The 11,785-nt window shown below is 32.9% G+C and carries 15 protein-coding genes; 4 read left to right on the plus strand and 11 right to left on the minus strand.

Features of this window, described 5'->3' with window-relative positions; translation table 11 throughout:
- Positions 1-2 precede the first annotated feature (2 nt).
- From R2R35_RS08735 to R2R35_RS08785, 11 genes are all read right to left on the minus strand, one after another.
- Complete coding sequence (locus tag R2R35_RS08735; RefSeq protein ID WP_317734118.1) at positions 3-1,892, minus strand: FtsX-like permease family protein; 1,890 nt, start codon at positions 1,890-1,892, stop codon at positions 3-5.
- 82 nt (positions 1,893-1,974) lie between these two features.
- Positions 1,975-2,109, minus strand: coding sequence for a hypothetical protein (locus R2R35_RS08740; RefSeq protein WP_317734119.1), 135 nt, complete (start codon positions 2,107-2,109; stop codon positions 1,975-1,977).
- A gap of 22 nt (positions 2,110-2,131) precedes the next feature.
- The gene (locus R2R35_RS08745; RefSeq protein ID WP_317734120.1) at positions 2,132-2,266 is read right to left on the minus strand and encodes a hypothetical protein; all 135 of its coding nucleotides are present in this window, start codon (positions 2,264-2,266) and stop codon (positions 2,132-2,134) included.
- A 27-nt stretch (positions 2,267-2,293) separates the two neighbouring features.
- Entirely contained in the window at positions 2,294-2,425 is a 132-nt protein-coding gene (locus tag R2R35_RS08750) for a hypothetical protein (RefSeq protein WP_317734121.1), read from the minus strand.
- A gap of 153 nt (positions 2,426-2,578) precedes the next feature.
- Positions 2,579-2,974 (minus strand): hypothetical protein, encoded by a 396-nt coding sequence (locus R2R35_RS08755; RefSeq protein ID WP_317734122.1) that lies wholly within the window; start codon positions 2,972-2,974, stop codon positions 2,579-2,581.
- Positions 2,975-2,977: 3 nt separating this feature from the next.
- On the minus strand, positions 2,978-4,063 hold the full coding sequence (locus R2R35_RS08760; RefSeq protein WP_317734123.1) for a site-2 protease family protein: 1,086 nt from the start codon (positions 4,061-4,063) through the stop codon (positions 2,978-2,980).
- A 3-nt stretch (positions 4,064-4,066) separates the two neighbouring features.
- Positions 4,067-5,359 carry a radical SAM/SPASM domain-containing protein gene (locus R2R35_RS08765; protein WP_317734124.1) on the minus strand — a complete coding sequence of 431 codons (1,293 nt, stop codon included), beginning with the start codon at positions 5,357-5,359 and terminating at the stop codon, positions 4,067-4,069.
- Entirely contained in the window at positions 5,352-6,302 is a 951-nt protein-coding gene (locus R2R35_RS08770) for a hypothetical protein (RefSeq protein WP_317734125.1), read from the minus strand. Before R2R35_RS08770 ends, R2R35_RS08765 begins: the two co-directional genes overlap by 8 nt.
- Before the next feature lie 127 nt (positions 6,303-6,429).
- Entirely contained in the window at positions 6,430-6,972 is a 543-nt protein-coding gene (locus R2R35_RS08775; protein WP_317734126.1) for a hypothetical protein, read from the minus strand.
- Between the two features lie 27 nt (positions 6,973-6,999).
- Positions 7,000-7,407 (minus strand): hypothetical protein, encoded by a 408-nt coding sequence (locus tag R2R35_RS08780; RefSeq protein ID WP_317734127.1) that lies wholly within the window; start codon positions 7,405-7,407, stop codon positions 7,000-7,002.
- Between the two features lie 14 nt (positions 7,408-7,421).
- Positions 7,422-8,153, minus strand: a complete 732-nt coding sequence (locus R2R35_RS08785; protein ID WP_317734128.1) for a 4'-phosphopantetheinyl transferase family protein — start codon at positions 8,151-8,153, stop codon at positions 7,422-7,424.
- Between the two features lie 392 nt (positions 8,154-8,545).
- Here R2R35_RS08785 and R2R35_RS08790 point away from each other — a divergent pair, with 392 nt between their 5' ends.
- The 4 genes from R2R35_RS08790 to R2R35_RS08805 all read left to right on the plus strand — a co-directional run bounded on the left by R2R35_RS08790 (position 8,546) and on the right by R2R35_RS08805 (position 11,588).
- A complete protein-coding gene (locus R2R35_RS08790; RefSeq protein ID WP_317734129.1) occupies positions 8,546-8,695 on the plus strand; it encodes a cyclic lactone autoinducer peptide in 150 nt (49 codons plus the stop codon).
- Between the two features lie 328 nt (positions 8,696-9,023).
- On the plus strand, positions 9,024-9,632 hold the full coding sequence (locus R2R35_RS08795) for an accessory gene regulator B family protein (RefSeq protein ID WP_317734130.1): 609 nt from the start codon (positions 9,024-9,026) through the stop codon (positions 9,630-9,632).
- Positions 9,610-10,320 (plus strand): LytR/AlgR family response regulator transcription factor, encoded by a 711-nt coding sequence (locus tag R2R35_RS08800; protein ID WP_317734132.1) that lies wholly within the window; start codon positions 9,610-9,612, stop codon positions 10,318-10,320. Before R2R35_RS08795 ends, R2R35_RS08800 begins: the two co-directional genes overlap by 23 nt.
- Positions 10,317-11,588, plus strand: coding sequence for an ATP-binding protein (locus tag R2R35_RS08805; protein ID WP_317734133.1), 1,272 nt, complete (start codon positions 10,317-10,319; stop codon positions 11,586-11,588). The genes R2R35_RS08800 and R2R35_RS08805 overlap by 4 nt, the downstream gene beginning before the upstream one ends.
- Positions 11,589-11,785 lie beyond the last annotated feature (197 nt).

Below are 11,785 nucleotides of genomic sequence, written 5' to 3' on the forward strand. Positions count from 1 at the left end.
AACTAATCCGATATTGTCAAGTATTTTCTAATATCTGAAGTAAATGCTCGTTTAATGGTTAAATGTAGAATCAATGAACCACCAATTAGTAATAGAACATATACAAAAAGCATTAATGTAATTGGAAAGGTCGTTCTAACAGGTACTGTTATAAATTCCAATGACATATCAACTCCCATTCCAATAAAAGTGATTGCCAGGAGAGTTCCTATTACCGTTGCAATTGTGATGACATTCATCATCTGGAAAAGATATGCTCTTTTAAGGGTCTTGACATTTGCACCCATAGCTCTGAATCTTGTGATATCAAAAACATTTTGATGAGAAACGGATATATAAAAGTGAACTAACATTAAGAACGATACCAGAATAACCATAAATGCAGATATTTCAAATATTTCAACACCATTTATTGCATTATCATAGCTATTGTCAGCAATCTCTTGTTTCGTAACCACATATTTGCCTATAACATTGGAATCGTTGTTTAACACTTCAATAACCTTCTCATTTGCTTTATGGATGTATAAAGCATTTATCATATCGATACCAATCTGACTCTGCATATACCCCTTACTTACAAATCCATATCTTCCTCTGCTTCCATTTGCCACAAAACGTCCTGCTATGGTAAACTCCACCTTGTGATCGTTAATCTGAAGAACATATTTTTCACCAATATCATCGTCTGAAATAAAATAGTTCGGTAAATAAATCCCTGAAAAGGTTGGATCATTTAACTTTGCAGCGGGATCGCTCCCATCTGTAAGCACCATCTTCTCCCCGTATTTTCCATAATCACTGTCAATGGAATAAATCGTGTTTTCATACCCTTCCATATCCATCATTTCTAAATTGATTCCATATGCTATTTGCGCCTCCGGATCCAGCTTAGAAATCAAATCCCTGTACTCATCCTCTGAGCGCTGCTCCACTACATTAGAGTGGATGATCAGATGATTGAAAAACATATTCTGCTCAACTGTATCTTTTGCAATATTTCGCATAGTAGTGAACATACCTATAAGTCCTGCACTCAACATAACTCCAACCACCAGTGTAGAAATAATTGGATTTGTTCTTTTATAGTATCCCATAAAAATTCTTTGGCTCAAGACTAATGATTTAAAACAGAATAAATCCCCAATCTTCAATAAAAGATGCTGAATACCAATGACTATGATATCTAAGATTAAGAAAACTCCGACAATGGGCAAAACCGCTAATGCTCCATCGTCTTCTCCCATACCCAATCCATAAATAATCAAAACCAAACCAATGATTCCTACTACCCAGTCCTTCGTCCCTAACTTCTTTATCGTATCTGTTTTATACGGGCTTCTCATCTCCTCCAGCGGATCAAAGGATGCTATTTTCTTTAAGGTAGCTAGCAAACATAAGGTAATAATAAAAATATGAATGATGAAAGCCCCTAAGATATTGACAAACCCAATCCATTTACTTTGTATGTCTAAGATATTGCTTAAGAGGGTGTAAAGTATTTCCATGAGTACAATAGCAATAGGAACAGCATAAATTTGATAATATATCGATTCTTTCACATAAATGTAAGAAAGTTGCTTTCTTGTAACACCGGAGAGCCTTAATTGGATATTAAACTCTTTTCTGGTTGAAAAGATAGTTTTTATAACAATTCTCAATATCCAAAGTGAAAACAAAATAATCATTACCGATATCGCAATTAACATATAAAAATACATTGTTAATTGTTCGTCTCTTGATATACGTTCTGTTTCTACTTTTATTGTATAAATTTCTCCTATTATCTTAGAAAAAACGCCTACTACTACCATATTTATTACTGATACTATAATAAAAACCACCATTTGTGATTTATTATTTTTATAAAGCTGTTTCAACAAAGAATTCATAATTATCACCTGTTCTGGCAAATACTTCATAAAGAAGTATTTGCCCAATTTAATAAACCAGATTATGGATTTACTAATACAATTAATTACAACAATCAGTACATCCAGTAAAGCCTGCTGTTACAATTTCTTCCACTTCTTCAAAAATCTCGTCTTTCGTATCTACCGTTGTTTCGTTCAGATTAACATTATCGATCAGATTTTTTTTATTATCCATTTGTAGTCTCCTCTTCTATTCATTAGCCGCAGCAACTGGAGCATCCAGTAAAACCTGCAGTTACGATTTCTTCAACTTCCTCGAACATTTCTTCGCTTTCTACAACATGATCCTTCATATCCTCAGCTTTATTTGTGATTACTTTTTTATCTTCCATTATTTAATCCTCCTTTTATTTTTGATTTTAATTGCAACAATTGGAACAACCTGTTAATCCTGCAGTAACAATTTCTTCGATTTCCTCGAAAATTTCTTCTCTTTCATTTGGAACATTCGTTATAACTTCTTCCTTTGTAGAATCGAATTTCTTATCCATTTTTTAACCCTTCCTTTCTTTTGATTTTCTCTCAAATAAATTTGTTACTATACTCAGAAAAGCATTTTTATGTATCTCTCCTCCCTTCTCTTCAAATTGTGAAAATAAATATTTAACAACAAAATTGCAAGAAACAATTTGTGTTATTATCAATTAACTCTTAACTCTGCTTAAAGAATGATAAATTATATTATGCAGACCTAAGGTAATAAAAAAAATAATCCAGGTGACTGACCAGGCTTCGGTCAAAGAACTAATAATCATATAAACGAAAGCGCAGGCAATCCATAAAAGCGCTGCTATTGTTCTAAAGTATTTTGGTCTGACTTCTAACAATTCTTCATCATATTTTAAATCAGAATTACTTTTTGCCAGAAACTGTGAACGATATACTAAAATAGCTGTTGGCGGGATACAGATCAAAGCAGCTATCACTATACCCAACTCATCTTTATCGTAGATATTATCAGCCGCAAGGAGTATAACAGCGGCAAAAATATACATGCTTACCGATATTGCTAATAAGAAAGCTGACTTTTCCTTTTTCATAAACTAGAAACTCCTTTTGATTTTATAGATAAATTTAAAGGTCAAATATATAATTATGACTGTGAATGCAATATATAAAACATAACTACTGATTTCAAATAACCCAAGCCAATAATTTATATTAACAAACATACTTACCAGGCTGGATACAAAGAGACCAAGTAGAATAAGTCCACATATTTGATATCTGTTATTTAATTTCACTTTATTTCCATTGAATAGGTTATTCAGATATTTGAACCCCTTCAGACGTAAATCTAGAATTCCCACCAGCATCGTCATCATAAAATATCCATCTGTCATACCGAACAGCCCTAAATTAGTAATAATTGTACTTATATTTGCTGAGATCCAAATATCTATTACAGCCCCATGAAAAAAATCAGGAAGCAATGCTTTTAATAAGATTCCTATAAAAGCCATAATTAGATTAAAATAGATTCCACCTGCCATAACCAATAGCTTTTTACTCTGTCTTTCCAGATTGAGACCAAAATATTGAACTAATATAATTGGATATATAAAATACCAACCCAGGCTGACATTATCAATTTTTACTCCTACATACCTGGCGATTGTACAATGCCCGATTTCATGGACCACCAATACTGCCCAGGGGAATACCGCAATGGTAAATATAATCTCCCACAACTTCATATTTACATAATCTATGCTTTGCGGCAGAAACATTCTATAATTCCAAAAGAAAAGGCCCATAAGAAGTACGCTTAAAAAAACGAACCCGATGCCTAATTTCGTGGAACCAAAGGTATCTTTGGCTTCGCTTTTTGGAAAAAAACTAAAAAATACTTTTCCTACCTTTTTGAATTCATTAAATGATCCTTTGGGTTCTACCTCGTTTTCCAAATAACCAAGTTTACTAAAGTTATTAAAAATGCGAGTATTGTCCTCATCTAACTCATCAACTTCTATCTCTTCGTTCTTATATTTATCAATGAATTTTGTAACAGCATTTGCATACTTGTAATCAATTTTCACAAAGCTGTTCAGCGACTTGATACCTACTAAGAGCAGCCTGCCTGAGAGGGTATAGTTGATGTTATAGCAAAGATTTTCTTTTACCTTCATCTCTTATATCTCCTTATGATATTTGTTGTACGCGATTAGCTTTTTGTTGATAAGATCCTTATTATCTTTATAATAATCCACTAAAAATCTGATTATTTTTCTGGTATAGATATTCATTAAGATACAACGTTCCTGTAACTCTTTGCTGATGCTTCCTTTTAAATTGTTTTGTAATCCTTTGCACCATACGCCGCATACTTTCTTAGCAATACACTTTTGACAAGCTTCATTGTCATAACGACAACCTTCTCTGACTTCCTTGAATCCTATATTCTCTTCTAAGCTCTGCAGGGAACTTAAGTTGTTGAACTCCACAGCATACTTTTCATGTTCCGTAAAGGTATGGCATGGGTACATTCTTCTATTAGGTGTAATTGAGATCGAATGACCCGCGGAACAATCCCTTTGTTCTACCTGCATAAGAATTCTGATCATCAAACCAATGAACGTTCTGGGGACCTTTGTTATGTCACCATTTAAGATTTTATCAATATAGTAATCTGCGGTTTCTGTACAGAATTGTTCGTACTTCTCCCGCGTGTCCTTGTCTTCAATATCAATACGATATCTGTCATCATCGGAACTAACAGGTATTAATTCATAGGTATTAATTGGCATCTCTTCCATTTCCCTGCACCATTGATTCACAGATCCTGGCTGATAGCTATCCAGGTGTTGTTTCGTGAAGGTATATTGTGCATAGATGTTAGTTCCTCTCTCTTTTAGTGTTTTTAAATTTCTAAATACAATATCGTATGTACTATCAATATAGTCAGCGACTCTATTTCTATCGTGAATCTCTTTCGTACCATCAATACTTGTGCCGATAATGATATTGTATTTGCAGATAAACTCCAAAATTTCATCATTTAGAATTGTTGCATTCGTATTGATCGATAATTGGGGTACTTTCTCTGAGGTCGCAAAAAGATATTCCACAAACTTTTTAATTTGCCGAAAGTTCAAGATTGGTTCACCACCAAAAAAAGAAATTGCCTTTACTCCATTATGGATTTCTTTGATCATCTCGTAGGTAGCCACATAAGCTTCGAAATCAAATTGACGTTTGGAGTCATGAATACCGTAGGTTCCCTCTTCGGCATAGCAATATTTACATTTTAGATTACAGGTCGTTGCAGCCAGATAAATAATAGTCGGCCGCCACCCTTCATCGTGTACGGAGGGAGCTTCAATTTTTTTTGGTACTTTCAAAAACTCTTTTTTGCCTCCATCCCCGTCGATAAAAATCTTTATGGCCTCACTATCAAACCAGATATTATTGTCTACTTTATACATATTCCGAAATCACCCTCTCTTTTAGTATTCTTTCAAATAATGACAGTTCTTCTTTTTCAATACTTGAAACAACAGTGTCTATTCGTTCATAATCTATTGGTTTTTCTTCCACAATGGATTTTTTGATAAGTCTTGCGACTTTTCTCCAAAGGTTACCACTTCTTTCAAGTTCTTCAAAATGCTGATTTATTTGAGTTTTTAATGCTTCGTTATATTCCCTTCTGTAAAAAAAGGAACTGCCGTTTTGAATACTCTGTAATAACACATATTTTGAAACCTTGTTCATTTGCTCCCAATTATTTCGTAATATATTATTAAAGCTGCGATAGAAATCGGAGCCTTTGATCCAACCTCCACGCTCATCTTCATAAAAATCAGACTGAATCAGCTGCCTGATGTTGTTTTCGATGCAATTTCTTTTATTTTCTTCGCTTACTTCTAAGGATTCCAGATATATCAATTTAAAGGGTACACCAAGAGGTTTTATTTTTAGTCCATTCAATTTATTAAGACTGCTTTTTGAAATTGACTTTTCCATGATACCTTCATCGTAGTCACCCTCTAATACTATGGTGTCATCATTCATACCAGCGATTCGGTAAGTTCCATAGGTATGAAAAAATTGTACGACATTTGTTTTTAGATCCTGAATCTTATCAAAATCCATGAATGGAAGGGTTACCATAACCCGGCTATACTGTTCTTGTTTTAAGGAAAATAGCTCCTCAATATCAAGATATCGATAGGCGAGTGACAACTTATCCAGTAATTCATCGATAAAGCAAATACCCCTGCCTTGAAGAATATATAGTGTACTGCCACCATAGGACATATGATTAATTGTGTTACTGAGCCCGCTGCATAAAACAGATTCATAATAATTTAAATTATCTAGTTTTTCTTCCAATAAATACAAATCACAACTTCTCACCTCTTTATTCACGCCTTTCTTTTTCTTAATGATTAATCATATAATATAAATAACTGTAAAAAAAAACGCATATTGACTTCAAACAACATAAAAATGACCTCAAAAAAAGAAGATGATCTCATTTCATAAAATCATCTTCTTATCTTAATTTATAGAACCTATTCCTTTTAAGATCATGCAGATAGGACTCGTATTCATTAATAATTAACTCATACACATCATCTGCCTCTTTTTTTTGTGGGTTCTGATTGCTATGATAATAATAAACACCATACCTCTTGTTATTTACATACTCAATTATCTCCTCGATTACTTCGTTAATACTTTTCGTATGATATTTTGATGCCGACCATCGTTTAATAATTCTTCGCAAATCTGTTTTGCTAAGATAATTTTTTTCAATTGAAATCTGATCAAAAAAGCTGTCCTTATCTACATTGTTTGCAGCCAAAATAAGATCAAAGGTATCCTTCTGCTGTTCATATACAAATCCCAGCTCCAAATATGCCTTTATGTGCAAAAAGGCTACACTGCAATATTCTCTGTCCTGCGTCTGATGAAACAGATTGATAAACTGATTCATCAATATTTCTAAGGTTTTTTCCACAGATATGTTCCTGTATCCAAGGGTACCGTAAAGTAATTTAATAGCTTCAATAATATCTCTTTCATTTTCTATCATTTTATAAACTCCTGAAGAATTCATTTTTTAACCGTTAATAACTAAGTTAAAATCATTCACATCACATTCATTGATTATTTGATAGAATTGTTTATCAATGCAGAGGTATATGCATTCATTCTCTTCATGATATTTACATTCACCAAAACATCTGCTGTTACAGTAATACAATTTATACAATTGCTCTGTGATAAGTCTATATATATATTCCGATGTTACTTGCTCCTCACAAAACTGATAATCCAGAATATCTTTGTTTATTTCTATTATAGAAAATAGATATTTTAAAAAAGGTATACTTACGAATTGATGTATCGGGATGTAAAAATGTCGCTTCTGATGTTTTTTAATCTCTTCAATTAGTGCCAGAACGATTTCCTTTGATATGATTACAAAGGAAGTTGTTGAGAAGTAAAGAACATAATTTTTTCTCATATTCCCTCCATGGATTAACTTACTTTTATATCTGTTTTCTTACGCTCTAAAACCAAATTATTTGTGCAGACAATTGTATAAACAAAGTCCTCTTCAAAAAATGTATACGCATCCAGCGTAGGAAAAAACCGGTAACCGGATTTAAAACCAGTATCTGACCATTCCACTGATGCAATCTGCATGATATCAAAATTAACCGACAGACCAAGTTTTAGAAATTTGACGAGTGCTTCCTTCATTGTCCAGACGGCCAGAACGAAATTGTTATTATCATAGTTCAGTGGGCAAAGCTTTCTTTCCTTGTCTGTCAGAATGGTGTTAATACCTTTCACTTTCCTCCAGTCCAATTTTTCCATATCTAAACCCAGAACCATTTCTTCCGGAAAAACAATAATAGCCGCATAGTCTTCACAATGTGTTATACCAATCCCGTATCCTTGCTCCTTACTTTTGATGATAGGATTATTCAGAAAACCTTTTGCAATCCTGATGTCCGTCAGCTGATGCTCCTCTTTATATGCAGAACATAATATCGTTTTGGCTAAGGTTCTACTCCAATAAAATTCTCTTTTTCGCTTCTCTGATTTCTTTTGCAGATATTCTCTCATTTCTTCTGCTGAAAGAATATTGTGAACTCCTTCAACCAGATATGGTGTATTTGTATTGCATATACCTAGCGTAAGTTCTCCCTGAATCTGCTTCGAGTAATCAGCGTAGGTAAGGATTACCTTATCGTTTCTATACATCTTGCACCTCCTTTCTTTCTAAATCCGTATTGTATTGCTAATTGAATAATATTCAAATAGTAAAATACATTCAATAGACCTTGGGTAACTCAACATTTAAAATGTATAACTAATTTGACGGACTAAAACACAGCAATTGAACCCAGCAAGAAGGTTTTTTCATCACTTCTTTTTGTAGTTTTGTAGCTATTCCGCCGTCAACAAAATAACCGATAGTTCCTTTCACTATCGGCTTTTCTTTTGTATCAGGATAAGTAATCTAATATCCTTGGCAGATCTATTATCATTAATTAAGCATTCACAATATTTGGTTACTCAATCTGTCTTGAAATAGCACCCAATAAAATGTAAAGTGATACCATAATTAATAACGAAAAGGGAGGATGAATAGAATGAAAAAAATTATGAGAACGATCTTAAAGGGAACCAGTTCGATGGCAATCAGCATGGCCGTCAACTCCCTTGCGCAGGCAAGTACTATATTTACACATCAGCCTAAAGTTGATGAAGAATTGAATAACCAGTTACGCTCTCTCAAATAATTTATATAATGCCAGTGCTTATGGGTAGCTCTTATCTACACAGCTCATAAGCCTGGCAGCAAATCTTTATCACTTCTATAAAAATCAATCTCTATCACATTCCAGAATGAAAGTAATGAAGGTAAAAAACTTCCCTTCTCCGCTCTTTATCAGCAGCCGTCTATTTCCTTTCACTAAACATAACATTGAGATTTACAGAAAACATCCTTTTGTCTCAAAAGGCTTCATTCTGTCCGCAAGTTCTTTAAAGACATATCTCTGTTGTTTGGGGACATTCCGTTAAAAAAATGTGATATTTCATTATAATTACGGTTGTAGGAGGGCAGGAATGATAATAATCTTGGCGAAGAAATTGACTGAGCGGGTTATAAAAGACTCGATTATAAGTAAGGAACAACAGAAGTTATATCAGTATAGTTATGAATTATTAATATCTTCCTTTATAAACATTATAATTGTATTATTTCTGGGGGGTATCTTTCATAAAACCATAGAAACGATACTCTTTTTACTGTTTTTTTGTTCCCTTAAAAAATACACAGGCGGATTACATATGTCAACCTATAATCGGTGTATTTGTTTATTTAGCTTCCTTTATACGGTAATTCTTATTTTAGATTATTTTACAGTGTTTCATAATCCCCAGATTATCTTAATCTTAGTTATTGCTTCAAGCTGTATTATAAGCACCCTTTCTCCTATCGTAGATGTTAATAAGCCCTTATCTGCCCAGGAAATTAAAATGCTTAAAAGAAAAGAAATGATAATTTTGCCTGTTCAGCTGGTAGTGTACCTTTCATTCTATTGTATAGTGAGTACATACCTATCAAAATATGTGGGAATTGCAATTATAACAACAGCCTTTTTGGTTCTCACCGGATATATAAATAATAAAATAAAGGAGGGTAAGACGTATGATAAGTATAGTAATCTGTGATGATGAGAATAACTTCCTCGATGTACTTGAAGAATACATGAAAGATTATGCAATAAGTAAAAGCGAAGAAATCTTAATCACGAGATTTACCAGCGGAGAAGAACTGCTAAAAAACTATAAATTGGGATTTGATATAATATTTTTGGACATTTCTATGGCTGAAGTAAGTGGAATAGAAGCTGCAAAGTATATCAGAGATATTGATAAAAATGTAATAATCATTTTCCTGACATCAATTATCAAATACGCTCTGGCCGGATATACTCTCGGAGCCTCCAACTATATCTTAAAACCGATCACCTATAAAAAACTATCACTGGAATTAGACAAGGCGATAAAGAAGTGCAAGGAAATGGAACATCAATATATCACTCTAAAAAATAATGATGGTATCTTTAAACTCTATGTGAGGGAAATAATGTATATAGAAACAGCTCAAAGAAATACCTTAATACACACCTCCGACCAGGATGTGGTCTGCTTCTACAGAATGAAAGCCCTGGAGGAAAAATTAGAATCCTATGGATTTATAAGATGCCATTCTGGGTATATCATAAATATCAGATATGTGAAATCAATCGAGAAATTATTGATTACACTTATCAATGATATTGAAATACCTATAAGTCAACAAAAAAGAAAAGATGCAATGAAAATGATAGCTGTATATTTAGGAGATGAATTATGATAAATTTAATATCAGATATAATTGGAACTACATTAGAAGTTATGATTCTTTATACTCTTCAGAGAAGCAATACAATGCTCTCTAAAAAAAATATTATACTCTTCACTTTCATGGTCCCTTACATCATTGGCATAACCTATCTAGGTCTATCTTTTTTTCCTAAAATTATGTCAATACTCTTAGTAACAATTGTAATAACAAAATATACAATGAAAACCTCCTTTAAAAGAATCCTATTTACTTTTATACTGTATTTATTGTCTATTTCAGTAGGTGAAATAATAGGCTTTGGCATGTTCCGGCTGATATTTAATACATCAATCAAGGTCCTGATGGAGGAACCGGCTAAATTTCTTCTGGTTGTAATTGTTTCGAAAGTATTTATGCTCGCATTTGTTATGTATCTAAAAAACTTTATACACAGGGCGAATGCCTTTTTCGATAAGCATGTATTTCTAACGATTACTCCTTTGATAACATGTTTTATTATTCTTTTTATAGAGACATTCAAAATTTTTAACTCAGTAGAATTTGATACTACCAAAAACATATTTTCAATACTTAGTACGTCATTTGTTTTGGTTTCCGCTTTTTGCATCATTGTTCTTATTGAGAAATATTTACAAACCAAAGAAGTAGAAGCTTATAATCATCTAAACATTAATCAGATCAGTGCTGGGTATCATTATCTGTCACAAAAAGTTGAAAGCCATGAAAAAATCTTAGAGCTTTATCATGATCTAAAGAATCACCTTATTATTTTGCAAAGTAAAAATGAGAATTCAGATTATATTGATGGTCTATTAAATAGAATATCAGACTTTGAACATTTCAATGATACCGGTAACCAAATATTAAATACAATCATCTATGAAAAAACGAAGGTTTCTCTCAAAAACCAAATTGATTTCCAATCCTTTGTGGATCTAAGCAGAGTTTCAGGATTACAGGATTTTGATTTATGTAGTATTTTTGGAAATGCAATTGATAATGCAATCGAAGCATGTATGAAAATTCCCAATGCCAGTTTAAGAAGAATCCTTATCAAAGCTAATAAGATTAATAATTTTTTGTTAATCAAAATTGAGAATTCCGTGGATGATAGCGTTCTAATCAATAAGGAACATCTTGAAACTACAAAGGGTGACTCCTTATTACATGGGCATGGTTTAAAAAGCATACACCGGGCTGTTTACAAGTATAATGGTGAGGTGGAAGTTACTTTAGGGCCAACTTCTTTTCGGTTAAGTATTGCTATTCCACTTTAGGCTCAATCTACGAAATAATGCATTAGTTTGTTACTTTCCAGGTTTATTCATTTACATATATTGCCTAGCACTATTTTACAACATTCTGTAGGTGTAGCATATAGCTATGACCCAAGTACATATTTTAATGTTACAGTAAGTCCTACTTGTTCTGGTACTATCACATCATCCGGAAAAGATATAGTATGTTCAGCAAC

This window comes from Anaerocolumna sp. AGMB13020 (assembly GCF_033100115.1).
Classification (GTDB): domain Bacteria; phylum Bacillota; class Clostridia; order Lachnospirales; family Lachnospiraceae; genus Anaerocolumna.

What these genes read in the sequence shown, in the direction of transcription:
- R2R35_RS08735 (WP_317734118.1), bottom strand. Translation starts at nt 1,892, where the DNA reads ATGAATTCTTTGTTGAAACAGCTTTATAAAAATAATAAATCACAAATG.
- R2R35_RS08740 (WP_317734119.1), bottom strand. Translation starts at nt 2,109, where the DNA reads ATGGATAATAAAAAAAATCTGATCGATAATGTTAATCTGAACGAAACA.
- R2R35_RS08745 (WP_317734120.1), bottom strand. Translation starts at nt 2,266, where the DNA reads ATGGAAGATAAAAAAGTAATCACAAATAAAGCTGAGGATATGAAGGAT.
- R2R35_RS08750 (WP_317734121.1), bottom strand. Translation starts at nt 2,425, where the DNA reads ATGGATAAGAAATTCGATTCTACAAAGGAAGAAGTTATAACGAATGTT.
- R2R35_RS08755 (WP_317734122.1), bottom strand. Translation starts at nt 2,974, where the DNA reads ATGAAAAAGGAAAAGTCAGCTTTCTTATTAGCAATATCGGTAAGCATG.
- R2R35_RS08760 (WP_317734123.1), bottom strand. Translation starts at nt 4,063, where the DNA reads ATGAAGGTAAAAGAAAATCTTTGCTATAACATCAACTATACCCTCTCA.
- R2R35_RS08765 (WP_317734124.1), bottom strand. Translation starts at nt 5,359, where the DNA reads ATGTATAAAGTAGACAATAATATCTGGTTTGATAGTGAGGCCATAAAG.
- R2R35_RS08775 (WP_317734126.1), bottom strand. Translation starts at nt 6,972, where the DNA reads ATGATAGAAAATGAAAGAGATATTATTGAAGCTATTAAATTACTTTAC.
- R2R35_RS08780 (WP_317734127.1), bottom strand. Translation starts at nt 7,407, where the DNA reads ATGAGAAAAAATTATGTTCTTTACTTCTCAACAACTTCCTTTGTAATC.
- R2R35_RS08785 (WP_317734128.1), bottom strand. Translation starts at nt 8,153, where the DNA reads ATGTATAGAAACGATAAGGTAATCCTTACCTACGCTGATTACTCGAAG.
- R2R35_RS08790 (WP_317734129.1), top strand. Translation starts at nt 8,546, where the DNA reads ATGAAAAAAATTATGAGAACGATCTTAAAGGGAACCAGTTCGATGGCA.
- R2R35_RS08795 (WP_317734130.1), top strand. Translation starts at nt 9,024, where the DNA reads ATGATAATAATCTTGGCGAAGAAATTGACTGAGCGGGTTATAAAAGAC.
- R2R35_RS08800 (WP_317734132.1), top strand. Translation starts at nt 9,610, where the DNA reads ATGATAAGTATAGTAATCTGTGATGATGAGAATAACTTCCTCGATGTA.
- R2R35_RS08805 (WP_317734133.1), top strand. Translation starts at nt 10,317, where the DNA reads ATGATAAATTTAATATCAGATATAATTGGAACTACATTAGAAGTTATG.